Consider the following 25,937-nt stretch of genomic DNA (forward strand, 5'->3'; position numbering starts at 1 on the left):
AAGTAGAAAGGATAGAAAAAAGATGTTTGACAAATTGGAGGATTTATTAATCCGCTATGAGGAAATCATGGGGGAGCTGCAGGAGCCGGGTGTGGCAGACGATCCGGAACGTTTCCGCAGACTGATGAAGGAACAAAGTGATCTCGCTCCGATTGTAGAGGCATATAGAGAATACAAACAGTGCAAGCAGAACATTGAGGACAGCTTAGGTTTGCTGGAAGAAGAGGCAGATGAAGAATTGAGAGAGCTTGCCAAGGAAGAATTAAATGAATCTAAAGTACGGGTGGAAGAACTGGAAAAAGAATTGAAGATTTTGTTGCTTCCCAAAGATCCGAATGATGAGAAAAACGTAATCGTGGAAATTCGGGCGGGCGCCGGCGGAGATGAGGCGGCATTGTTTGCGGCTGAAATTTACCGGATGTATGTGCATTATGCAGAAGACCGCAGATGGAGAACAGAGTTGATTTCTTTAAATGAGAACGGAATCGGCGGCTTTAAGGAATGTGTGTTTATGATTACCGGACAGGGAGCGTATTCCCGACTGAAATATGAAAGCGGCGTACATCGCGTACAGCGTGTGCCGGAAACAGAGAGTGGAGGCAGAATCCATACTTCTACAGTGACGGTAGCGATTATGCCGGAGGCGGAAGAAGTGGATATTGTGATCGATGAAAAAGACATCCGGATTGATGTTATGAGGGCATCTGGAAATGGAGGACAGTGTGTCAATACCACAGATTCTGCTGTGCGTTTAACCCATTACCCGACAGGGATTGTGATTTACAGCCAGACAGAGAAGTCCCAGTTGCAAAATAAAGAAAAAGCGTTTAGGCTGCTGCGTTCCAAGCTGTATGATCTGGAACTGGAGAAACAGCAGGCATCCGAGGCAGAGGCAAGGAGAAGCCAAATTGGGACAGGAGATCGTTCAGAAAAAATTCGGACATATAACTTCCCGCAGGGACGTGTTACGGATCACAGAATCAAATTGACGCTGCATAAACTGGATACCATTTTAAACGGAGATTTGGATGAAATCATAGACAGCCTGATAGCAGCAGACCAGGCGGCGAAGCTGGCAAATATGAATGAAGAATAGAAAAACTAAGAGCGCACTGCCGCTGGTGGTTTCACCGACTTAAATGTATAAAAAGAAAAAATTGGCTTCATGTTCTACAATATTCTAATCAGAAGTAAACAAATCCTTCTGACTGGGAATAGTGGAAATATGAAGCTGTTTTTTTGGATATTCGACAGACATAAACACGTCTAAATCTACTTTTAAGTTTTTGCGTTTTAGAGAATAATATGATATACTAACCCAATATGAGCAATTGTTTTACAATATCAGGAAGTGAAGGAGAACTATGGAAGAAGTCAATTTTAAAAGGCCGGAGCTTGAAGATCAGGCATTGATACGTTCCTATTTTGACAAGGCGCCGAGCAGAAGCTGTGAGAGAACCTTTGTGGATGTATACTTGTGGTCGCGGCATTATAAAGTGACCTTTGCGGTGATAGAAGATGCTCTGGTGTTCCGGGACGGAGGAGAAACACCGGCGTTTTCTTATCCGGCAGGAGAGCCGCAGAATGTAAAAAGAGCAATCGAATTCTTGAGAAGATACATGGAAGAGAGAAAGGAACCGTTCAAGCTTTACAATGTGACAGAGAAACACTTTGAACAGTTAAATGAATGGTATCCGGATGAATTTGAGATCGCATATGTAAGAGATATAGCAGATTATATCTATGAGACAGAGAAGCTTGCCACACTGGCAGGCAAAAAGCTGCATGGAAAGCGAAATCATATCAATAAATTTAAGAAAACATATCCAGACTGGAGTTATGAGCCGCTGTGTGATGAAAACATGGAGGAATGTTTTCAGATGGCTTTAAAATGGAGAAATGCAAATGGATGTGAGGAGGATCCGGAAAAGAATGCAGAGATGTGCGTGACACTCAATGCACTGCGCCTGTATAGAGAAATGAATCAGGTCGGGGGTGTATTAAGAGTGAACGGCGAAGTTGCAGCTTTTACGATCGGGGAGCGTATGTGCGAGGATACATTTGTTGTCCATATAGAAAAAGCATTTGCAGAGATTGACGGCGCTTACCCGATGATAAACCAGCAGTTTGTGCAGCACGAATGCATGGCTTATAAATATGTAAACCGGGAGGATGACACAGGAAGTGAAGGATTAAGAAAGGCAAAACTATCCTATCGTCCGGCATTTTTAGAACAAAAGGGAATTGTGACAAAAAAAGGAGTGTAGGGAAATGATCTCAAAAAAAATGGAAAATATGGTGGCAAACAGCTCGGCAATCCGCGCGATGTTTGAAGAGGGAAACCGGCTTGCAGGAATTTACGGGGCGGAGAATGTCTTTGATTTCAGCCTTGGCAATCCAAACGTTCCGGCGCCGAAAGCCGTCAAGGAGGCGATTATAGAGGCGTTGAATGAAGAGGATCCGGTTGTGCTGCATGGGTATACAAACAGTAATGCAGGATATGAGGACGTCAGAGAGGCAGTGGCACAGTCGTTGAATAAGCGGTTTGGCACAGCGTTTTCGGCGAATAACATTACGATGACAGTCGGTGCGGCAGGCGGTTTGAATGTGATCTTAAAAGCCCTGCTGAATCCAGGGGATGAGGTGATTGTCTTTGCTCCGTATTTTGGAGAATACAGAAGCTATGTCAATAATTATGACGGTGTTCTTGTGGAAGTATCCCCCAATACGGAAGATTTTCAGCCCAAATTAGATGAGTTTAAGGAGAAGATTACGGCAAAGACAAAAGCGGTTATCGTAAATACACCGAATAACCCGACGGGTGTAGTATATTCTGAGGCAACGATCCGAAAATTGGCAGAGATTATGGAAATGAAACAAAAAGAGTTTGGCACGGATATTTATCTGATTTCAGATGAGCCGTACAGAGAACTTGCATATGATGGAGTGGAAGTGCCGTATCTGACGAAGTACTATGCCAATACAATTGTAGGATATTCTTACAGCAAATCATTGTCTCTCCCAGGTGAAAGGATAGGATACCTTGTCATTCCAGATGAGGCGGCAGACAGTGAGAAGCTGATCAGTGCGGTAAATGTAGCGACCCGTATTCTGGGATTTGTCAATGCGCCTACACTACAGCAGAAAGTAGTAAAAGCATGTTTGAACGAAAAAACAGATATTTCCTATTACGACAAAAACAGAGAGACATTGTATAGTGGTCTGAAAGAACTGGGATTTGAATGTATCAAGCCAGAAGGGGCGTTTTATCTGTTTGTGAAATCGCCGGTGCCAGATGAAAAAGAGTTCTGTGCGGCAGCGAAGAAGTATAATATTTTGCTTGTGCCGGGAAGCTCTTTTGCGTGTGCGGGGTATGTGCGTCTGGCGTACTGCGTAGCTTATGATACAATTGTAAACGCGCTGCCAAAGTTTAAAGAGCTGGCGGCAGAGTATAAATAGAAAAAGGACTGCAGTTATGGGAATCCATCCAAGTGTATTAAAAAATATCCGTCACGTCACGCCGTATGTGCCGGGAGAACAGCCGCAGAGAAAGGTGATTAAGCTAAACACGAATGAAAATCCGTATCCGCCTGCGCCGGGTGTGCGCAAAATGCTGGAAGAATTTCGTACAGATGCTTTGAGGCTGTATCCAGATCCGGCATCTGAGCTTCTGACAGAAGAGTTAGCCAGGTTTTATGAAGTGGAAAAAGAGCAGGTGTTTCCGGGAGTTGGCTCCGATGATGTGCTTTCGCTTTGCTTTCTGACCTTTTTTAACTCAGAGAAGCCGATTCTCTTTCCAGATATTACATATTCCTTCTATAAAGTATGGGCAGAGCTGTACCGGATACCATACCGCTGTCCGAAATTGGACAAAGAATTCCGAATGAATCGAGAAGACTATTATCAGGAAAATGGAGGTATCATCTTTCCAAATCCGAATGCTCCGACGGCCGTCTATGAAGAATTAGAATTCATAGAAGATATTCTTGAACACAATCAAGAAAGTGTGGTGATTGTGGATGAAGCATATGTAGATTTTGCCGGAAAATCTGCTTTAGAGCTGATTGAAAGATATGACAATCTGCTGGTTGTACAGACCTTTTCTAAGGCGAGGAGCATGGCAGGAATGCGCATTGGTTATGCGATAGGAAACAAGGAATTAATCCGGTACTTAAATGATGTGAAATATTCATTTAACTCTTATACACTGAATCAGCTTTCTTTAATCTGTGGGGCAGAGGCAGTGCGTGACAGAGCATATTTTGAAAAAAATATCCGTAGAATAATACAGACGAGAGAAAAGGCGAAAGGAGAACTTGCAAATCTAGGTTTTGTATTTCCAGATGCGAAAGCGAATTTTATTTTTGCCACTCATCCGGATTATTCTGCAGAAGAACTGTTTCTGGCATTGAAAAAAGCAGATATTTATGTCAGACACTGGAACAGTGAGAGAATACGTGAATATTTACGTATTACAATTGGAACCGAAGAAGAAATGAGGATATTATTTGACTTTTTGAAACATTATATAAAGTAAGGAGAAAAAATGCTGAAAAAAATATTACAAGGAATGGTAGTAGGAATTGCCAATATTATCCCCGGAGTAAGCGGTGGAACTATGATGGTCGCAATGGGACTTTATGATAAGCTGATTTACTCTATTACCCATTTAAAAAGTGACTTTAAAAACAGTATGAAGCTGTTGATTCCCATTTTTGTGGGAGCAGGTATTGCGATTGTGGCACTGTCCCGTTTGTTTGAGTTTCTGCTTCGCGATTATCCGATCCCTACGAATTTTGCATTCTGCGGTTTGATAGCAGGGAGTCTTCCGTTTATTTTTAAGAAAGTGCAGGGGCATGTAGTTTCTGTCGGAAAGATAGTTGCGTTTATCATTTTCTTTGCGATTGTAATTCTGATGGCTGTGCTGGGCGAGACAGGAGGAAAAAGCGCAGATGTCACTTTTGGAATGATCAATGTGATAAAACTTCTTCTGGTAGGAATCATTGCCGCGGCGACAATGGTAGTCCCGGGCGTAAGTGGTTCTATGATGCTTATGCTGCTTGGATATTATGATACGATCATAAAAACAATTAACCGGTTCATAGACGCGCTTGTTATTTTAAACTTTGAAAAGCTTCTGGAAGCCTGCACAGTGCTGGTTCCGTTTGGAATTGGAGTAGTGCTCGGGATTTTCCTGATTGCAAAGCTTATCGAATTTATCTTTCAAAAAGCAGAGATTCATGCATATTATGCGATCCTGGGGCTGATTATCGCTTCTCCAATCGCTATTCTTCTGAAAACAGATTGGTCTGGCGGATCAGTTCTGACAGTAGGCATAGGAATTGTTACTTTTGCGGCAGGCTGGTTTGCAGCCTCAAAACTAGGCGGGGAATAGTACGCTGTCTAAGATGAGGATAGTTTTAGAAAAGGCGGGGCGTTGACACCGCTATTGAAAATTCGTATAATGAGACATAAGGAAAAGAAGGGACGGTAACAGATGATTTTCAAAAACGATGAAGGGAAAAGAAACAGCATCTGGAAGATTGTAATGTCTGTATCTACGGTACTGATTGTTATTATCGCTGCCTTTTTTATCATAAAACTGTTTACAGCAAATCCGCTGGAAGGAACGTGGCACAGTACAGACAACGGGCTTACCATGACGGTGAATGGAGATGGGACGGCAGAGTTTGAATGGCAGGAAGAAGAAGGCAGGCCTGTGAAAACAGACGTCAAATATAAGATTGACAAAGAAGAAAAAGTATTTAACCTTTATACGGATGAAAGTACCGGTGAAGGGACAGATGCAGACAGTGAAGAAGTAGAACGGCTGCGCAGTACACTGGATACTTCATATGATTACAGCATAGAACAGGAAGAACTGACACTGACAGATCGGGAATATGGGGAACAAATGGTATTTGAAAAGCAATAACGCTGGTATATGCCAGTGTTTGGAGAATATGGGAGGGTTGGCAGATGCCATCGCTCCCATATCTTCTATATCTGTGCAGGAAATAAAGCCATCCGGCGGCTTATAGAAAGGCAGAGGTGCCTTTAGGAGGACAAGAGATGTTAAGAAATGAGACAAAGGAAATCAGAATCGGAAAGGTCTGTATCGGAGGAAGTCATCCCGTAGCGATACAGTCCATGACGAATACAAAGACAGAGGACGTACAGGCGACAGTGAATCAGATCTTAAAACTGGAGGCGGCAGGATGCGAGATTATCCGATGTGCAGTTCCAACGTTGGAGGCCGCAGAAGCATTGAAGGAGATAAAAAAGCAGATTCATATTCCTCTTGTGGCGGACATTCATTTTGATTACCGGCTTGCGATTGCAGCGATTGAGAATGGTGCAGACAAAATTCGCATCAATCCGGGAAATATCGGCAGCGCCGATAGAGTACGCGCGGTGGTAGACAAGGCAAAGGAAAAGAAGATCCCAATCCGTGTGGGAGTCAACAGTGGTTCTCTGGAAAAACATATTCTGGAGAAAAATGGCGGGGTGTCAGCAGAAGGAATTGTGGAGAGCGCGCTTGATAAGGTACATATGATTGAAGAGATGGATTATGACAATCTTGTCGTGAGTATAAAATCTTCAGATGTGCTGATGTGTGTAGAAGCGCATGAACAGATTGCAAGACAGTGCAGGTATCCTCTGCATGTCGGAATTACAGAATCCGGAACAGTTTATTCGGGAAATATCAAATCGTCTGTCGGACTTGGAATCATCCTTCATGCAGGGATAGGAAATACGATCCGTGTGTCTCTGACAGGAGATCCGATAGAAGAAATTAAGACGGCAAAGCTTATATTGAAGACACTGGGCTTAAGAAAAGGGGGGATTGAAGTTGTGTCCTGCCCTACCTGTGGAAGGACGAAGATCAATCTGATAGAGCTGGCAAATAAAGTGGAGCATATGGTGGCAGATATTCCTCTGAATATTAAAGTTGCTGTGATGGGATGCGTCGTGAACGGACCAGGAGAGGCAAAAGAAGCAGATATTGGTATCGCAGGGGGAGTCGGAGAGGGATTGTTAATTAAAAAAGGTGAGATTATCAAAAAAGTGAAGGAAGAAGAGCTTCTTCCGGCACTTCGTCAGGAGTTGTTGAATTGGAAAGAGTAAGCAGTGAAAAAGTCTTTTTTGAAGTATTTCCGACATTGAAGGTAGAAGAAGATATACAGTTGTTGTTTCAGGATGTTGAAGTAAAGAAAATCACGACAAATACAAATCGTGATTTTCTTCATGTACATATTTTCAGCCGGCACCTGATACAGAAAAAGGACATATGGAGAATGGAACAAAAGATAAAAGAACAGTTGTTTGGGACTTCTCCGGTGGCGATCCGTATAGAAGAACAGTATGCACTTTCAGGGCAGTATTCTGCGGAGGCTCTTCTGAAAGAATACAGGGACAGCATTATGGAAGAGCTAAGTGTGGACAGTGTTCTTGCGGCAAATATGTATGCGCAGGCAGAAATTCAGTTTAAAGAAAATGCAGTCTGTCTGGAACTGTTGGATACCATTGTGTCGGAAGGACGCAGGGAAGCGATCATAGAGTATTTGGAAGAAATACTAAATAAACGTTTTCAGATTGGGGCTGAGGTTCGGGTTTCCTATAAAGAGGCATTTGGAAAAAATGGACGGGAACAAGAGGAAGAGAGGATTCAGCAGGAAATCAATGAGATATTCAGGCGAAGAGCAGTGCAAAGAGGCGAGGAAGAGCCAAAAGCTGTAGAAAAGAAGCGCACATCTCCAAAGGAAACTACAAGCCTTAAGAGAAGGGAAAAAGATACAGGAAAAAGAGAATTTAAGAAGAAAGAATTCTACCGTCCGTTAAAGCAGGGAGACGATCCAAATCTTATCTATGGAAAAAGCTTTGAAGATGAACCAATTCCTTTAGAGCAGGTAGTCACAGAGATGGGAGAAATTACGGTTCATGGAAAAATTATCAGCTTTGATACCCGTGAAATACGTAATGAGAAAACGATCGTTATGTTTTCTGTGACAGACTTTACGGATACGATTACAGTAAAAATGTTTGCGCGAAATGAACAGCTTCCAGAGCTTTTAGGAGAGATAAAAAAGGGAGCGTTTATTAAAATTAAGGGTGTCACCACTATAGACAAATTTGACGGAGAACTGACGATCGGCTCCGTAACCGGAATTAAAAAGATTGGAGATTTTACTGTTTCCAGAAAAGATTTAAGTACACAGAAGAGAGTAGAGCTTCACTGCCACACAAAGATGAGCGATATGGATGGCGTTTCCGAAGTAAAAGATATTGTGAAACGCGCCCATGACTGGGGGCATCCTGCGATTGCCATTACGGATCATGGAGTGGCGCAGGCATTTCCCGATGCAAACCATTATATAGAGACACTGGATAAATCCGATCCTTTCAAGATTATCTATGGCGTAGAGGGGTATGTCGTAGATGATTTAACAGAAATTGCGGTAGGGGCAGGAGAACAGACTCTGAATGATACGTATATTGTATTTGACTTAGAGACAACCGGATTTAGCTCAATTAAAGATAAGATTATAGAAATCGGTGCTGTGAAAGTGGTGGACGGAGAGATTGTAGATTCCTTTAGTACTTTTGTCAATCCCAAGAGACCGATTCCGTTTGAGATTACGAAGCTGACCAGTATTACAGACGAGATGGTAATGGATTATCCAGATATCGAGACGCTGCTGCCAGAGTTTTTGAAATTTGTAGGAGACGGTATTTTAGTGGCGCACAATGCCGGCTTTGACGTAGGATTTATTGAGCAGAACTGCCGGTACCAGGATATAGAACCGCATTTTACCTATGTGGACACAGTGGCGCTGGCGAGAGTACTGCTTCCGACGCTGTCTAAATATAAGCTGAATGTGGTGGCGAAGGCGCTCAATATTTCACTGGAAAATCATCATAGGGCGGTGGATGATGCGAAAGCGACGGCGGAGATTTTTGTAAAATTTGTAGAGATGCTGAAGAAGGAAAATATCACGACTTTAAAGGAGATGAACCGGTTTGGAGATATGAACCCCAATGCGATTCGAAAATTGCCGACGTATCACATTATTATTCTGGCAAAGAATGACATTGGAAGATATAACCTTTATCAGTTGATTTCAGAATCTCATCTGACCTATTATGCAAGACGGCCGCGTATTCCTAAAAGCCTTTTAAACAAGCACAGAGAAGGACTGATCATCGGAAGTGCCTGCGAGGCGGGGGAACTCTACCAGGCGCTTTTAAATAAGAAATCTGCTGAATTTATTGCAAGACTGGCAGACTTTTATGACTATTATGAGATACAGCCTTTGGGAAACAACCGGTTTATGATTGAGAGCACTCGTTTGCCGGATATTACCTCTGAGGAAGATTTAATAGAGATAAACCGCCAGATTGTAGAATTGGGAGAAAGATTTAAAAAGCCGGTAGTAGCGACCTGTGACGTACATTTTCTTGATCCTGAGGATGAAGTGTACAGAAGGATTATCATGGCGGGAAAGGGATTTGATGATGCAGATGTACAGCCTCCGCTGTATCTGCGCACGACAGAAGAAATGCTGGAAGAGTTTGCCTATCTTGGATCTGCAAAGGCACGCGAAATTGTCATTGAAAATCCGAACAAAATTGCAGAGATGGTAGAAAAAATTTCTCCTGTCAACCCGAATAAGTGCCCTCCAGTCATTGAAAATTCAGATCAGGAATTAAGAGACATCTGTTATAAAAAAGCGCATGAGATGTATGGGGAAGATCTGCCTGTGCAGGTTTCTTCGAGACTGGAAAAGGAGTTGAACTCTATTATATCAAACGGATATGCCGTTATGTATATCATTGCCCAGAAACTAGTGTGGAAGTCCAATGATGACGGGTATCTGGTAGGCTCACGTGGCTCCGTCGGTTCCTCCTTTGTAGCAACCATGGCGGGCATTACAGAAGTAAATCCGTTGAGTCCGCATTATTACTGCCAGGAATGTCACTACAGTGACTTTGAGTCTGAAGAGGTGAGAAGCTATGCCGGCGGATGTGGGTTTGATATGCCGGACAAGCCTTGCCCTAAATGTGGCGCGCCGCTTGTAAAGGCAGGATTTGACATCCCATTTGAAACTTTCCTTGGTTTTAAAGGAGACAAGGAGCCGGATATTGATTTGAATTTCTCCGGGGACTATCAGGCGAAAGCACACAAATACACAGAGGTTCTCTTTGGAACCGGTCATACCTTTAAGGCGGGGACGATTGGAACCTTAGCAGATAAGACAGCATATGGATTTGTGAAGAATTACTACGAAGAAAAAGGACAGAGAAAACGCAGATGTGAGATCGACAGGATTACATTAGGGTGTACGGGGATCCGGCGCAGCACAGGTCAGCATCCGGGAGGAATTGTTGTATTGCCGCATGGACATAACATCAATGAATTTACACCGGTACAGCATCCGGCAAATGATATGGAAACAGACATAGTCACAACCCATTTTGACTATCACTCGATTGACCATAATCTTCTGAAACTGGACATTCTTGGACATGATGATCCGACCATGATCCGTACTTTGGAAGATTATATTACTTCGGATGCGATGGAAAATGAGTATAACAAGGAAAATCCGTTTATTGCTACTAAGATACCACTGGACGATGAACAAGTCATTTCCCTGTTTCATAATACAAGTGCGCTTGGAATTAAGCCAGAAGATATAGACGGCTGTAAGCTTGGCTGTCTGGGGATTCCAGAATTCGGGACAGAGTTTGTCATCCAGATGGTACAGGATACGAAGCCGCAGACACTCTCTGATCTGATTCGTATTTCCGGCCTTTCTCATGGCACGAATGTGTGGCTCGGCAATGCGCAAGAACTGGTAAAATCCGGGAAGGCTACGATTTCTACAGCTATCTGTACAAGAGATGATATTATGATTTACTTGATTAATCAGGGAGTAGAAAGTGCTCTTGCCTTCACTATCATGGAGAGCGTGCGTAAAGGAAAGGGATTAAAGCCGGAGTGGGAGGTGGCAATGAAGGAAAAGAATGTGCCGGATTGGTATATCTGGTCTTGTAAAAAGATCAGCTATATGTTTCCGAAGGCACATGCGGCTGCATACGTTATGATGGCATACCGGATTGCCTATTGTAAAATTAACTATCCACTGGCGTATTATGGAGCTTATTTCGGAATCCGTGCCGACGCCTTTTCCTATGAGATTATGTGTCAGGGAAAGGAAAAACTAGATTATTATATGAAGGACTATAAGCGCAGAAGTGATTCGCTGAGTAAAAAGGAACAAGATGTATTAAAGGATATGAAGATTGTACAGGAAATGTACGCACGTGGGTTTGAGTTCCTTCCTATTGATATTTATAAAGCGAAGGCAACTAAATTTCAGATTATGGACGGAAAACTGATGCCTTCTTTATCCAGTATCGAAGGTATGGGAGAGAAGGCGGCGGAAGCTGTGGAAGAAGCGTCAAAGGATGGCCCGTATCTGTCGTTGGATGATTTCAGGATGCGGACGAAGGTCAGTAAAACAGTGATTGACTTAATGGCGGATTTGGGGCTCTTTGGGAATCTGCCGCAGAGTAATCAGCTTTCTCTGTTTGATTTTTAAAAGAGAGGTTCTAAGCTTTTAAAACAGATTTTCCCAGGCACGCCTGTACAGAGGAGCAAGGCGTGTGTTATAATAGTGACAATGGGCTTAAAAGCCGATCAAAGAATATCTTCCAGGGTACGCAGTCTATGCTCCTTAAGGGGGCTTTGCCCGATAAGGTATGCAGAATAAAATAATATGGAGGAATACGAAAATGTACGATTTCGAAGAAATCAAGAGGACAGATGCCGAGATTGCAAAGGCGATTGAGGAGGAGATGAAAAGACAGAACTCACATATTGAACTGATTGCTTCTGAAAACTGGGTAAGCAAGGCAGTGATGGCAGCAATGGGAAGCCCTCTGACGAATAAATATGCAGAAGGATACCCGGGAAAGAGATATTACGGCGGCTGTCAGTGTGTGGACGTGGCAGAGAATCTTGCCAGGGAAAGAGCGAAAAAACTTTTTGACTGTGAGTATGTGAACGTACAGCCTCATTCCGGAGCACAGGCAAATATGGCGGTGATGTTCGCAATGCTGACGCCAGGAGATACTGTGATGGGAATGAACTTAGATCATGGCGGCCATTTAACACACGGTTCACCGGTCAATATGTCAGGAAAGTATTTTAAAATTACCCCTTACGGTGTCAATGAAGAAGGTGTAATTGATTATGACAATGTCCTTAAAATTGCAAAAGAATGCAGGCCAAAGCTGATTATTGCAGGTGCGAGCGCTTATGCCAGAACAATTGATTTCAAACGTTTCCGAGAAACCGCAGATGAAGTAGGAGCGTATCTGATGGTGGATATGGCGCATATTGCAGGGCTGGTGGCAGCAGGGCTGCACCCAAGTCCGATTCCGTATGCGCATGTGACGACAACGACAACACATAAGACATTAAGAGGCCCAAGAGGGGGAATGATTCTCTCCAGCAATGAGATGAATGAGAAATTCAATTTTAACAAGGCGGTATTTCCTGGAATACAAGGCGGCCCTTTGATGCATGTGATAGCCGCGAAGGCAGTATGCTTTAAAGAGGCTCTGGAACCACAGTTTAAGGAATATCAAGAGCAGGTGGTGAAAAATGCAAAGGCACTCTGCGCAGGGCTGATTAAGCGTGGTGTAAAAATTGTCTCCGGCGGGACAGATAATCACCTTATGTTGGTAGATCTTACGGAAAAAGAGGTCAGCGGAAAGGAACTGGAAAAACGGCTGGATGATGCACACGTGACATGTAATAAAAATACGATTCCAAATGATCCACGCTCTCCGTTTGTGACAAGTGGTGTGAGACTTGGAACACCGGCAGTGACAACCCGCGGTTTGAAAGAAGAAGATATGGATAAAGTGGCAGAGATTATTGCGATGGTAATTGAAAGTGAAGAGAATGTAGGAAAAGCAAAAGAAATGGTAGCCGAACTGACAGAAAAATATCCTCTGTGTTAAAAAATATAAATTTAACGAAGCAACAAGCAGTGCGAAAAGAATAGGAAGTCCCTTGTGTCATGCTTGCATGTAAACAGGGGGCTTTCTATTTCTTTTCATTCGGCGACTGCCGATAGCGAAATGACGCGTATGCGAAATTGAGCTGGCACTGCGGAAACTGGTAAAGAATGGTACGCAAAAAGAGAAGGCAGTGCAACGCAGGTCAGGGCTCCACTGTGGTAAATCCGATTGAAGGTTTGTAACAGTGCAGAAGCATATCGTCCATTGGAACTCCATGCTTCTCACTTAACAAACAGAACAATCTGTATTTACCACGCTCCGCTTAAAATTCCCTGCTTATGCACTGCCTTCTCTTTCTGCTTACGTTCTTCCCCAATTAAATTCACATTTCAGACAGAAAAGAACCGACTTCACGCTGCTGCAGACTCCCAGTCAGAAGATTTTCCTTCGTCTATAGGAAGGCGGCTCCCTAACTGAAATTCATAAAAAAGAGAATGGCTTCACGTTGTTATAGACTTCCAATTAGAAGTATCTATACTACTTCCGATTGGAAATGCATAGCAGCGTGAAGCCGATTTTTTCCGTTACAAATTATAAACTTAAGCTGGCGAAAGTGTGTGTGTGAAAGAGGTGCTTCGCGTGAGTGAGGAATTTCGGCGGAGCCCTGACGAACGATGCAAAGCCTCTCTTTCACACGTCCCTTTTGTCGTTTAAATTTTATATTTCGTCAATTAAATTCATATTTTGGCAATAATGAGAAATAATATCATAAAAAGATATTGATATTGGTTCTCAATTCATGTATTATATACACATGAGTTAGATATAACTAACCTTTAAGAGCATTATAAATCTACCAGAGTATAAGGAGGTTATTATGAGTGTTGTGATCATTGGTGGACATGACAGAATGGTCTGTCAATATAAAAAAATATGTAAACAATATAACTGTAAAGCAAAAGTATTTACACAGATGTCAGCCAGCTTAAGCAAGCAGATTGGCAGTCCAGATTTAATCGTACTTTTTACAAATACGGTGTCACATAAAATGGTACGCTGTGCGGTGGAAGAAGCAGGAAGATGTAATGCAGACATTGTAAGGTGCCATACAAGTAGTAAAAATGCTCTGGAAGAGATTTTAGAAAACGTATGTGCTTAAAATAAATTAAGAAATCTTTTGACGGCAAGATGTAGGAGGCCTCTCATCTTGCCGTCAACTGTTTGGATACAAATCCAAATAAAAAACAGGAAAAAGAATCTGATAATATCCTTTTCCTGTTTAAAACCGATGAAATGAATCAGTATTACAAATTTAAGTTTTTAAATAAATCACCGAGATTGGTTCCGATATTTTCACTTTTTGGAATTTCTACCTTTTCTACTTTTTCCTCTGGAATTTCTTCCAGGGCTTTCATACTCAGACTGATTTTTCCATCTTTTACACCGATAATTTTTACATTGACTTTGTCGCCTGTATGCAGAACATCGGAAGGAGTTTTTACTCTTTTCTGAGAAATCTGAGAAACATGAACGAGTCCAGACAGTCCATTTTCCAGCTTGACAAATGCTCCATAGTTTTGAAGTGTTTCCACAGTGCCTTCCATAACAGTACCCACTTTGATATTTGCAATCTTTTCTTTTTGTGCCTGTTTTTCTTTTTCTTTCAGAATTTCACGTGCGGAAAGTACAAGGCGGTTGTTTGCCTGATCCACATCAATAACACGGACTTCAATGTCTTTTAAAAGATATGTTTCCAAATCTTCAATGTAGGAAAGGGATAGTTTAGAGGCAGGAACGAATCCTCTAAGTCCTTCTACCATAGCGATTACGCCGCCGTTTACGACACCTTCTACTTTTACAGGAAGGATTGTCTTGTTTTCCATATATTCTACAACCCGGTTCCAAGGATTGGCATCATCAAAATGCTCCTCGTAATCTGCCATTGTTTCTGCTTGTTCGTTTGTTTGTAATTCTTCTTTTAATTCTTCGCTCATCGTAGCACCTCAATCTAATTTTTTTACATAAAATCAGTATAGCATATGTATAGATAAAAAGACAGAGAATCTTGAAAATTTGATACAAACACCAGGGATTGGCAATGGGAAACGAAAGAAATATAAGAAAAGCAGTATTGGAACGCAATGGAAAAAGGGTTGACGAATAATCTAAAAAATGGCAATCTATATATACATTTAATGTCAACGCGGGTGAAAAAGCAGTTCTATATCTTGGACAGCTCTGAAATCAGCCCATATATATTGTTGCAGGAAAAAGAATTTGATGAGACACTGGTAAAGTGTACTGTAATGGATGACAGAAAAGAGGAAAAGATGAAAAAGGAAGAAAATGGAAGAAAAGTATATGTTGTAGGGCATAAAAATCCAGACACAGATTCTATCTGTTCGGCGATTGCCTATGCGGATTTAAAGACAAAATTGACTGGAATTGAACATACGCCGAGAAGGGCAGGACAGCTCAATGAAGAGACACAGTATGTTTTGGAACGTTTTGGTGTGAAGGTTCCTGCACTTTTATCAGATTTGCGTGTACAGATTAAAGATGTGGAGTTAAGACATGTGGAGGGTATACAGGGGAGTATGTCGATTAAAACTGCCTGGGCGGAAATGAAGGAATTAAATATTAAGACGCTCCCAGTCACCAGGAATGGAAAGTTGGAAGGGTTAATTACAATTGGAGATATTGCCACTTCTTATATGGACGTGTATGACAGCACCATTCTCTCTACAGCGCGGACGCAGTACAGGAATATTGCCAGTGCAGTAGGGGGAAAGGTGATCACAGGAAATGCACACAGTTATCTCCAGAAAGGAAAGGTTGCGATTGCGTCATCCAGCAAGGTGCTGATGTCAGAATTTATTAAAGAAAATGATCTTCTGATTGTGGGAGATCGGCCAGATGCACAGCAGTATGGAATAGACGCAAATGTTGGATGTATTGTAGTATGCCACAATGCACCTATAGCAGATAGAATTATACAACAGGCAGAAGAAAGACAGATTGTTATGATTCAGACTCCATATGATACATTTACAGTGGCAAGGCAGATTAACCAGAGTATACCGGTCAGACATTTTATGAGTAAAGAAGGACTGGTTACTTTCCGGATGAGGGATTATGTGGACGACGTAAAAGAAGTGATGGCGCGAAAGAAATTTCGTGATTTTCCAATATTAGACGGGAAAGGAAATTTCCTCGGATTTATTTCAAGAAGGCGTCTGTTAAATTGTAGAAAAAAACAGGTTATTCTAGTAGATCACAATGAGAAAAACCAAGCAGTTGACGGAGTGGAAGAGGCTGAGGTTTTGGAAATTATCGATCACCACAGACTCAGCAGCATTGAAACAATGGGGCCGGTGTTCTTTAGGAATCAACCGGTTGGATGCACAGCGACGATTATTTACCAGATGTACCAGGAGGAGGATATATTAGTAGATGCTCAGAATGCGGCTCTTTTGTGTTCCGCAATTATTTCTGATACACTGATGTTTCGTTCTCCTACGTGCACTCCATTGGATGAACAGAGTGCAAGAAATCTTGCAAGAATAGCGGGAATTGAGATTGAAGAGCTGGCACAGGAAATGTTCCATGCCGGAAGCAACCTGAAGGGAAAAACGGCAGAAGAAATCTGCTTCCTTGATTTTAAGCAGTTTACAGTCAATGATACAGTATTTGGAGTGGGGCAGGTTAACTCTATGAGCGCAGATGAGCTAAAAGAGATTAAAGAGATTGTGCTGCCGCATTTGGAAAAAGCACGAAAGAGCCATAGTTTGGATATGATTTTCTTTATGCTGACAGACATTATCGCAGAGTCATCTGAATTATTATGCTGTGGTATGGAGGCAAGAGAAAAAATTATCAATGCATATGATTTGAGAGAAGATACAGCAGATTTGATGCTAAAGGGTGTTGTCTCGCGTAAAAAACAGCTTGTTCCTACTCTGGTAGGAGCGCTTCAGCAATAGAAAAGAGGGGAAAGAGGATGGGAAAACAAATATGGAAGGCGGGGAATATGCTGTATCCTCTTCCGGCAGTGCTGGTAAGCACAGGAGATAAAAACGGAAATAGCAATATTTTGACAGTCGCGTGGACTGGAACAGTGTGTACGAATCCGCCGATGGTATATATTTCAGTAAGACCGGAAAGATATTCTTATCATATGCTTCAGGAATCTGGAGAATTTGTGATCAATCTTACAACAGAAAGGCTTTCCAGAGCAACAGATTACTGTGGAGTACGTTCTGGAAGAGATACGGATAAATGGAAGGACTGTTTTTTGACACAAAAGAAGGCACACAGCTTGAAATGGGCGCCGATAATCGAAGAAAGTCCTGTCAATATTGAGTGTAAGGTTACAGAGATAAAAGAATTAGGCAGCCATCATATGTTTTTGGCAAAAGTACAGGCAGTGCAGGCAGATGAGGCCTATTTGAATAAACAAAATAAATTCGAACTGAATAAAACCGGACTGATTGCATACTCTCATGGAGAATACCTAAATCTTGGGAAAAAAATCGGGACCTTCGGTTATAGCGTGAGAAAAAAGAAAAAGTAGAATATAAAGTTAATTGACGAAATGGTTCGCGCAATAGGGCGTGTATTGCAACGTTCGTCAGGGCTTCGCCGAAATTCCTCACTTTTGCAACACACGCCCTCTTGCGCTTACACTTTCGCCAGCTTAAGTTTATATTTCCAGGCGGAAGAAATCGGCTTCACGCTGCTACACATTTCCAATCGGAGATAAACAAATTTTTCTGATTGGGAACTCATGGTAGCGTGAAGTCGGTTTCTTTTTAATAAAATTTAACTAACAAAGTTCCTTCCGAATGGCGGGGGAAAAACTTCTACTGGAAGTGACAGCAAAAAACACTGTGTTAGATAAGCAGGGCATTGACAAGGAGCGTTCCGAATACAGTTCGCCTGGTTCTTAGTGCAAAGCATCTGCGTGTTCCAATGGACACACAGATACTTTGTGCTTAGAACCACTCGAACGGATGAGGTAAAGCGGGTCCTGCCCTGTGTTCTGATACAGTGTTTTTTGCGTACCTTCTATTAAAATTTTTCTAACAGACAAGGAATGCATTTTGTTAGTTAAATTTATATTTTAATCATTTTCTTCTGTCTGGACGGAGTAGGTCTGGCGTTTTCTTGCCATTTCATCGTTTTCCAGGTATTCATCATAGGTGGTGATTTTATCAATCAATTTTCCGCCTGGTACGATTTCCATAATCCGGTTGGCGGTAGTCTGTACAATCTGATGATCGCGGGAGGTGAACAGAAGAACACCAGGGAACTTGATTATTCCGTTGTTGAGCGCTGTAATTGCTTCCATGTCAAGATGGTTGGTAGGTTCGTCTAAAAGCAGGACATTGGCTCCGGAAATCATCATTTTTGAGAGCAGGCAGCGCACTTTCTCACCACCGGAGAGCACTTTCAGGCGTTTGACGCCGTCCTCACCGGAGAAGAGCATTCTTCCGAGAAAGCCGCGTACATACGTTGCATCTTTATTTTCTGAATACTGGGTCAGCCATTCTGTAATAGAGTAATCATTGTCGAATTCACCGCCAAAATCTTTAGGAAAATATGCCTGTGAAGTAGTAATTCCCCACTTATAAGTTCCTGCATCGGGTTCCATTTCCCCAATCAGAATTTTGAAAAGTACAGTTTTAGCCAGTTCATTTCCACCGACAAATGCCACTTTATCATCATGTCCTAAGGTAAAGGAAATATTATCGAGTATTTTTTCTCCGTCAATGGTTTTAGAAATACTGTCAACTATCAGTACTTCATTTCCAATGTCTCTGTTCGGACGGAAATCAATATATGGATATTTACGGCTGGAAGGCTTGATTTCATCCAGCTCAATTTTTTCAAGAGCACGTTTTCTGGAGGTAGCCTGTTTGGATTTAGACGCATTGGCGCTGAATCGGGAAATAAATTCCTGCAGCTCCTTAATTTTTTCCTCTTTTTTCTTGTTTGCCTCTTTCATCTGGCGGATAAGAAGTTGGCTGGATTCATACCAGAAATCGTAATTTCCGGCATAGAGCTGAATCTTTCCATAGTCTATATCTGCAATCTGTGTACAGACTTTATTTAAGAAATACCGATCGTGCGAAACCACAATGACGGTATTATCAAAATTAATCAAAAATTCTTCCAGCCATGCGATAGCGTCCAGATCTAAATGGTTGGTCGGTTCATCGAGAAGTAAAATGTCGGGATTTCCAAATAAAGCCTGTGCCAAAAGAACTTTTACCTTTTCCGGACCAGTTAAATCTTTTAAGTATTTAGAATGAAGTTCTGTATCAATGCCAAGGCCGTTTAAAAGTGTAGCGGCGTCAGATTCCGCTTCCCATCCGTTCATGGTTGCGAATTCACCTTCCAGTTCACTGGCTCGTATTCCATCTTCGTCAGTAAAATCTTCTTTGGCATAAATAGCTTCTTTTTCTTTCATAATTTCATAGAGTCTTGCATTTCCCATAATTACTGTATCCAGGACGGGATATTCGTCATATTTGAAATGATCCTGTTGTAAGAAAGAAAGCCGTTCGCCCGGGGTAATGGCAACCTCTCCCTTGGTAGGCTCCAACTGTCCAGAGAGGATTTTTAAGAAAGTAGATTTTCCCGCCCCGTTAGCGCCGATCAAACCATAGCAGTTTCCTTCTGTAAATTTGATATTGACATCTTCAAATAACGCCTTTTTACCGACGCGAAGGGTTATATTATTTGCACTAATCATATGGATTCTCCTTTTTATATGTTTTTCCTATACATTGTTCCAAAGAATGGCTGTTGCTCGGGTCATATATACCTTATCGGGCAAAGCCCGCCCTCCCGAAGGGAATAAATTGCGGTATGCCCTTTAGGGTATATCTTATCGGGTGAAGCCCGTCCTCCCGAAGGGAATAAATTACGGTGTACCCTTTAGGGTATAAATGACCTTCTATTTCAGACAGATTCCAACGCTTATATTACCATGAGATTACTGAAAATGGCAAGGTTTACAGTGATTTAAAAAAATTTAACAATATTTAAGGTTTGCGATTTAAAAAAAACGTTATATAATGGAAAGAAAAAGCGAGGGGATTCTATGTTGAAAGCAACGATCGTTTTAGAAGGCGGGGCAACAAGAGGTGTATTTACATCAGGAGCCTTAGATTACCTGATGGAGAAAGATATATATATGTCACATGTAATCGGTGTTTCGGCGGGCGCCTGCAACGCGGTAGACTATGTGTCGAAACAGCCGGGCAGGACAAGGGACTGTATGATACCGACAGATAAAGGGAGCAGCTATTATTATGGAGTTCGGGAATTTATCAAAGAGAAAAGTCTGATGAATATGGATTTGATTTTTGATACATTTCCAAATGAGAAAATCAAATTTGACTACGATACGTATTTTCAATCGGAGATGGAATGTGAGATTGTGACGACAAACTGTATAACGGGTAAAGCTGAGTACATGAAGGAACGGTCGGAAAAAGAAAGACTTATGAAAATTTGCCGCGCTTCATGCAGTATGCCGCTTGTAACCCCGATTGTGAATATAGGAGAAGTGCCTTATTTAGATGGAGGACTTGCGGATTCAGTTCCGATTTTAAGAGCGCAGAAGGCTGGAAATGAGAAAATCGTAGTGATACTGACGAGGAATGCAGGATACCGTAAGAAAGTAGTTTCCAGGGGAATGGCAAATGTATATCGCAAAGCATACAAATCCTATCCAAATTTGGTGCGCACGATTTTGCGCAGAAGCTTTCAGTATAATAAAACCATGAATTATCTGGAACATCTGGAGAGAGAAAAGAAAGTATTCGTACTGCGGCCTCTTGTGAAACCAGTGGCAAGACTGGAGCGCAATAAAGAGACATTGATGGCGTTTTACAGACATGGATATGAGCTGATGGAAGAAAATTTGGAACGTATGATGGAATATTTAGAGGAGTAAAAATATGAGTGAAGGTAAGTTGGAATATACGCAGAACAGAGAATTATCTTGGCTTAGGTTTAATCAAAGAGTTTTAGAGGAGGCCAGGGATGAAAGTGTGCCGCTTCTGGAGAGAATGAAATTTGTAGCAATTTTTACGAGCAATCTGGATGAATTTTTTATGATTCGTGTCGGGAGTCTCTATGCGATGGAGGAGGCGGATAATAAAAAAGTGGATATAAAGTCTGGACTGACGCCGAGAGGCCAGTTGGATGCGATATATGCCGCAGTAGCACCTCTTTATAAGGAACGGGATAAGACGTACGCAGAAATTAAAAAACAGCTTCATCCATATGGTGTGTGCGGACTGGACTTTAAAGAATTGGAAGCACAGGAAAAGAAGTATGTAAAGAAGTATTTCAAAGAACAGATACTTCCTGTACTTTCTCCACAAATCGTAGATGTCAATCATCCATTTCCGCATCTGCTGAACAAAGAAATCTATGTGGTAGCTGATTTGAAAATGGATAATAAATCTATGCTGGGAGTGGTACCCGTACCACAGTTTATTTCTGATATTTTATATCTGCCGGGACATGATATTCGGTATATACGGATGGAGAAAGTGATTTTAGAGTATTTGCATCTTGTCTTTGAACAGTATGAAGTGTCAAATGGAAATTATATATGTGTGACGAGAAATGCGGACGTATCGCCGGATGACGAGGCGTATGCGGATAATGAAGATTTTCGGTATATTATGCAGGAGACGCTGAATAAGAGAAGAAGAATGGCGGTCGTGCGTCTGGAGACAGCAAGTCCCCTTAGCAAAGAGATGGAAAAATATTTTTGTGAGAAGTTTCATATTACGCCAAAATGTATTTTCCGGACAAAAATGCCGATGAAGCTGGACTATATATTCGCAATTGCGGATAAAGTTCCGCCTGCCATGAAACGTTCTCTGATTGACGAACCATTTACGCCCCAGCCCTGTGCTGCTTTGGACGGAGGAAGCGTCATGGCGCAGGTGAAGAAGAAAGATATATTGCTGTCTTATCCGTATGAAAGTATGGATCCGTTTTTGAAAATGCTGAAAGAGGCAGCGGTTGATCCGAATGTCATTACGATTAAAATCACAATTTACCGTCTTGCAAAGAAGGCGAGGCTTGTGGAATATCTCTGTGCCGCTGCGGAAAACGGCAAAGAAGTGACGGTGCTGATTGAACTGCGCGCCCGCTTTGACGAGCAGAATAACATCGACTGGTCGGAGCGCATGGAAGAGGCAGGATGTCGGGTTATCTATGGATTTGAAGGGTATAAGGTACATTCTAAAATATGCTTGATTACATACCGGAATAAAAATGAAATCAGATATATTACACAGATTGGAACAGGGAATTACAATGAAAAAACAGCGAAAATGTATACGGACTATTCTCTGTTGACGGGAAATCAGATGATTGGCGAGGATGCCGCTGTATTTTTCAAAAATATGTCTATCAGTAATTTGAACGGAGCTTACCAGCATTTGATTGTCTCACCGACCAGCCTGAAGCAGAAAGTGCTTGCTTTGATGGAGGAAGAGATCAAAAAGGGAAGTCAAGGCAGAATTGTGATGAAAATGAATTCGGTTACAGATATTGACTTTATCCGGAAAACAGCCCAGGCTTCCCAGGCGGGAGTGCACATTGACTTGATTGTAAGAGGGATTTGCTGTATACTTCCGGGGATACCGAAAAAGACGGAGAACTTAAGAGTGACCAGTATTGTCGGGCGTTACCTGGAGCATCCGCGAGTATTTGTCTTTGGAACGGGAGAGGCGGCAAAGGTATATATTGGTTCTGCTGACATGATGACGCGGAATACAGAAAAAAGAGTAGAGATTGCATGTCCGATTTATGACAGAGATATCAAGAAACGTCTGATAAGAAATTTAAATATTATGCTGTCCGATAATGTGAAGGCAAGAGAGATGGCAAGCGACGGAACCTATAGAAAGAAGAAAGGCGATGAGAGAGCTGTTAATTCGCAGGAAGTATTTATGAAAGAGGCGATGAATTCCAGGCGGGTATATCCACAGAAGAAAAAGACGGTGTTCGAGAAGGTGAAGCACTGGCTGAAACGGTAGGATGACAGCAAAGGAAAGAATGGGAAAATCAGTATATATAGCGGAAAAGCCCAGTGTGGCACAGGAATTTGCAAAAGCATTGAAGTTAAATACAAAGAGAAAAGACGGGTATCTGGAAGCAGAGGAAGCAATTGTGACATGGTGTGTCGGACATCTGGTGACAATGAGCTATCCAGAGGAATATGACCCTGTATTGAAACGGTGGAGTTTGCAGACTCTGCCGTTTATACCGAAAAAATTTAAATATGAAGTGATTCAAAATGTAGCAAAACAATTTGAGATTGTAAAAAGGATTTTGACACGAGAAGATGTGGAAAAAATTTATGTCTGTACAGACTCTGGACGGGAAGGAGAATATATTTACCGACTGGTCGAGCAGGAAGCGCATGTGGAGGGGAAAAAGCGTCTTCGTGTCTGGATCGACTCACAGACAGAGGAAGAGATTCTGCGGGGAATACGGGAAGCAAAGGACTTGTCAGAGTATGACAATTTAAGTGCTTCGGCATATTTAAGAGCAAAAGAAGATTATTTGATGGGAATTAATTTTTCCAGGCTATTGACTTTGAAATATGGAAACAGTATTTCAGGCTATTTGAACACAAAATATGCTGTCGTATCGGTAGGCAGGGTGATGACTTGTGTGTTAGGGATGGTTGTGCGCAGAGAACGTGAAATTCGGGAGTTTGTAAAAACACCGTTTTATCGTGTGATCAGCGCTGTGGATGCGTCCGGACAAATATTTGAAGGGGAATGGCGTGCCGTAACAGGATCACGTTATTTTGAATCCTATGATTTATATAAAGAAAACGGCTTTAAAAAAGAAGAAAAGGCAAAAGAGCTGATTGCATATCTGTCAGAGGAAAAACCTGTAACCTGTATGGTACAATCGGTAGAAAAAAAGAAGGAAAAGAAAAATGCACCGCTTCTCTATAATCTGGCAGAACTGCAGAATGACTGTTCCAGAAGGTTTAAGTTAAGCCCGGATGAAACACTTAGAATTGTGCAGGAGCTATATGAGAAGAAACTGGTTACTTATCCGCGAACTGACGCCAGGGTGCTTTCCAATGCAGTTGCCAAAGAGATTACAAGAAATTTAAACGGACTGTCAAAATATCAGATGGCTGCGCCGTATCTGCAGGACATTCTTCAGTTGGGAAGCTATAAAAATTTAGCAAAAACAAGGTATGTCAATGACAAGCAGATTACGGATCATTATGCAATCATACCGACGGGACAGGGGCTGACAGCATTGTCTGCACTGTCTTCTACGGCAAAAAAAGTGTATGATTGTATTGTACGGCGCTTTTTGAGTATTTTTTATCCGCCTGCAGTATATCAGAAAGTATCGGTGGTTACAAAAATCCGAGGGGAGCAGTTTTTTTCCAGCTTTAAGGTACTTGTGGAGGAAGGATATTTAAAAGTTGTAAAGCCGATGCAGGACAAACAACCGGCGAAAGAAAGTGAAAAAGATACAGAAAAAAGAGCAGAAGAAGACAGTATGCAGAATCAGGAAGGGCAGGAGCAGAATTTAGACAGCACGATGCTGGCAGTCATTAAAAAATTAAAAAAAGGAGATGTTCTGCCGGTTCAGTCTCTGGAAATAAAGGAAGGAGAGACTTCTCCACCAAAACGATATAATTCAGGCTCTATGATCCTGGCGATGGAAAACGCAGGGCAGTTGATCGAGGATGAGGAGCTAAGGGCGCAGATTAAAAGCAGCGGAATCGGGACAAGTGCTACCAGGGCAGAGATTTTGAAAAAGTTGATTCATATCAGCTATCTGGACTTGAATAAAAAGACGCAGATTATTACGCCTACCTTACAGGGGGAAATGGTCTATGAGGTAGTGAACCATTCAATTAAATCACTTTTAAATCCGGAACTGACAGCGAGCTGGGAGAAGGGCCTCAATTATGTGGCAGAGGGAAGCATTACCCCAGAAGAATATATGCAGAAGCTGGATCATTTTATTGTAAGCCGGACAAACGGCGTAAAAGGTTTAAATAACCAATATCAGCTTCGCAGCTGTTATGAAGCTGCGGCTGTATTTTATAAAAAGAAAAAAGCAAAGAAGGGAGACAAAACATGAAAGGACTTACAGTAGGAGAGCTTTACACACTCGAGGAAACCATTGCAAAGGAGATTTTTGAAGGGGTCACATATCCGTGGGAGGTATTGCCGAAAATTAGCAGCTTTATTCTGGAGCTTGGAGAAAAATTAAGCGAGGAAGAGTATGAAAAAAGAGGAGAAAATGTGTGGATTGCAAAATCGGCAAAAGTAGCTCCGACAGCTTATATAAACGGCCCTGCTATTATTGGAAAGGATGCGGAAGTCAGACATTGTGCATTTATCCGCGGCAATGCGATTGTAGGGGAAGGAGCTGTAGTAGGCAATTCTACAGAGCTTAAAAACGTCATTTTGTTTAATAAAGTACAAGTACCACATTATAATTATGTGGGAGACTCGATTCTCGGGTATAAATCACATATGGGCGCCGGTTCGATTACCTCCAATGTAAAATCAGACAAGAAACTGGTTGTTGTAAAGACCCCGGAAGAGAATATAGAAACAGGCATGAAGAAATTTGGAGCGATGCTTGGGGATGAGGTAGAAGTAGGATGCGGAAGTGTTTTGAATCCAGGAACTGTAGTGGGAAGCCACAGCAATATTTATCCACTTTCCTCTGTAAGAGGGTATGTGCCGGGAGGAAGTATCTATAAAAAACAAGGAGAAATAGTAGAGAAAAGATAAAGAAGCGAAAGCTGCTGCTAAGTATATACAAAGAGCCTTCTATGACTAAGAAAACATAGAGGGCTCTTGTGTTTACAA

18 protein-coding genes are annotated in these 25,937 nt (G+C 41.9%); 16 read left to right on the forward strand and 2 right to left on the reverse strand.

Translation table 11 applies throughout. The features are described 5' to 3' along the window. The first annotated feature begins 22 nt into the window (after positions 1-22). From prfA to ACZ5C4_RS07510, 10 genes are all read left to right on the forward strand, one after another. A complete protein-coding gene (gene prfA, locus ACZ5C4_RS07465) occupies positions 23-1,096 on the forward strand; it encodes a peptide chain release factor 1 (protein WP_464520445.1) in 1,074 nt (357 codons plus the stop codon). 268 nt (positions 1,097-1,364) lie between these two features. Next, positions 1,365-2,267: a DUF2156 domain-containing protein gene (locus tag ACZ5C4_RS07470; RefSeq protein WP_464520446.1), complete on the forward strand. Its 903-nt coding sequence runs from the start codon at positions 1,365-1,367 to the stop codon at positions 2,265-2,267. Positions 2,268-2,271: 4 nt separating this feature from the next. Beyond that, on the forward strand, positions 2,272-3,459 hold the full coding sequence (locus tag ACZ5C4_RS07475; RefSeq protein ID WP_464520447.1) for a pyridoxal phosphate-dependent aminotransferase: 1,188 nt from the start codon (positions 2,272-2,274) through the stop codon (positions 3,457-3,459). Positions 3,460-3,475: 16 nt separating this feature from the next. Continuing rightward, entirely contained in the window at positions 3,476-4,537 is a 1,062-nt protein-coding gene (hisC, locus tag ACZ5C4_RS07480) for a histidinol-phosphate transaminase (RefSeq protein ID WP_464520448.1), read from the forward strand. A 9-nt stretch (positions 4,538-4,546) separates the two neighbouring features. Next, positions 4,547-5,395: a DUF368 domain-containing protein gene (locus tag ACZ5C4_RS07485; protein WP_464520449.1), complete on the forward strand. Its 849-nt coding sequence runs from the start codon at positions 4,547-4,549 to the stop codon at positions 5,393-5,395. Positions 5,396-5,497: 102 nt separating this feature from the next. Next, entirely contained in the window at positions 5,498-5,935 is a 438-nt protein-coding gene (locus tag ACZ5C4_RS07490; protein WP_464520450.1) for a hypothetical protein, read from the forward strand. A 137-nt stretch (positions 5,936-6,072) separates the two neighbouring features. Next, a complete protein-coding gene (ispG, locus tag ACZ5C4_RS07495; RefSeq protein ID WP_464520451.1) occupies positions 6,073-7,128 on the forward strand; it encodes a flavodoxin-dependent (E)-4-hydroxy-3-methylbut-2-enyl-diphosphate synthase in 1,056 nt (351 codons plus the stop codon). Continuing rightward, positions 7,116-11,606 (forward strand): PolC-type DNA polymerase III, encoded by a 4,491-nt coding sequence (locus ACZ5C4_RS07500; RefSeq protein WP_464520452.1) that lies wholly within the window; start codon positions 7,116-7,118, stop codon positions 11,604-11,606. Before ispG ends, ACZ5C4_RS07500 begins: the two co-directional genes overlap by 13 nt. A gap of 193 nt (positions 11,607-11,799) precedes the next feature. Next, positions 11,800-13,035: a serine hydroxymethyltransferase gene (gene glyA / locus ACZ5C4_RS07505; RefSeq protein WP_464520453.1), complete on the forward strand. Its 1,236-nt coding sequence runs from the start codon at positions 11,800-11,802 to the stop codon at positions 13,033-13,035. Positions 13,036-13,912: 877 nt separating this feature from the next. After that, positions 13,913-14,194: a DUF2325 domain-containing protein gene (locus tag ACZ5C4_RS07510; protein WP_464520454.1), complete on the forward strand. Its 282-nt coding sequence runs from the start codon at positions 13,913-13,915 to the stop codon at positions 14,192-14,194. A gap of 145 nt (positions 14,195-14,339) precedes the next feature. Here ACZ5C4_RS07510 and ACZ5C4_RS07515 read toward each other — a convergent pair whose 3' ends face one another. Beyond that, positions 14,340-15,029: a S1 RNA-binding domain-containing protein gene (locus tag ACZ5C4_RS07515; RefSeq protein WP_464520455.1), complete on the reverse strand. Its 690-nt coding sequence runs from the start codon at positions 15,027-15,029 to the stop codon at positions 14,340-14,342. 336 nt (positions 15,030-15,365) lie between these two features. Between ACZ5C4_RS07515 and ACZ5C4_RS07520 the strand changes: the two genes are divergently transcribed. Together ACZ5C4_RS07520 and ACZ5C4_RS07525 are read left to right on the forward strand one after the other, a co-directional pair. Next, entirely contained in the window at positions 15,366-17,018 is a 1,653-nt protein-coding gene (locus tag ACZ5C4_RS07520) for a putative manganese-dependent inorganic diphosphatase (RefSeq protein ID WP_464522317.1), read from the forward strand. A 17-nt stretch (positions 17,019-17,035) separates the two neighbouring features. Beyond that, complete coding sequence (locus ACZ5C4_RS07525; protein WP_464520456.1) at positions 17,036-17,608, forward strand: flavin reductase family protein; 573 nt, start codon at positions 17,036-17,038, stop codon at positions 17,606-17,608. A gap of 549 nt (positions 17,609-18,157) precedes the next feature. Here ACZ5C4_RS07525 and ACZ5C4_RS07530 read toward each other — a convergent pair. Further along, the gene (locus ACZ5C4_RS07530) at positions 18,158-19,792 is read right to left on the reverse strand and encodes an ABC-F family ATP-binding cassette domain-containing protein (RefSeq protein ID WP_464520457.1); all 1,635 of its coding nucleotides are present in this window, start codon (positions 19,790-19,792) and stop codon (positions 18,158-18,160) included. Between the two features lie 351 nt (positions 19,793-20,143). On the opposite strand from ACZ5C4_RS07530, the gene ACZ5C4_RS07535 reads away from it, so the two are divergent. The 4 genes from ACZ5C4_RS07535 to ACZ5C4_RS07550 are packed head-to-tail and all read left to right on the forward strand — an operon-like array spanning position 20,144 to position 25,859. Next, positions 20,144-21,001 carry a patatin-like phospholipase family protein gene (locus ACZ5C4_RS07535; RefSeq protein ID WP_186874969.1) on the forward strand — a complete coding sequence of 286 codons (858 nt, stop codon included), beginning with the start codon at positions 20,144-20,146 and terminating at the stop codon, positions 20,999-21,001. A 4-nt stretch (positions 21,002-21,005) separates the two neighbouring features. Continuing rightward, positions 21,006-23,108 carry a polyphosphate kinase 1 gene (ppk1, locus tag ACZ5C4_RS07540; RefSeq protein ID WP_464520458.1) on the forward strand — a complete coding sequence of 701 codons (2,103 nt, stop codon included), beginning with the start codon at positions 21,006-21,008 and terminating at the stop codon, positions 23,106-23,108. A gap of 19 nt (positions 23,109-23,127) precedes the next feature. Continuing rightward, positions 23,128-25,197, forward strand: a complete 2,070-nt coding sequence (locus ACZ5C4_RS07545) for a DNA topoisomerase (RefSeq protein ID WP_464520459.1) — start codon at positions 23,128-23,130, stop codon at positions 25,195-25,197. Then, positions 25,194-25,859: an acyltransferase gene (locus tag ACZ5C4_RS07550; RefSeq protein WP_186874966.1), complete on the forward strand. Its 666-nt coding sequence runs from the start codon at positions 25,194-25,196 to the stop codon at positions 25,857-25,859. Before ACZ5C4_RS07545 ends, ACZ5C4_RS07550 begins: the two co-directional genes overlap by 4 nt. Positions 25,860-25,937 lie beyond the last annotated feature (78 nt).

The organism is Mediterraneibacter flintii, assembly GCF_055387595.1.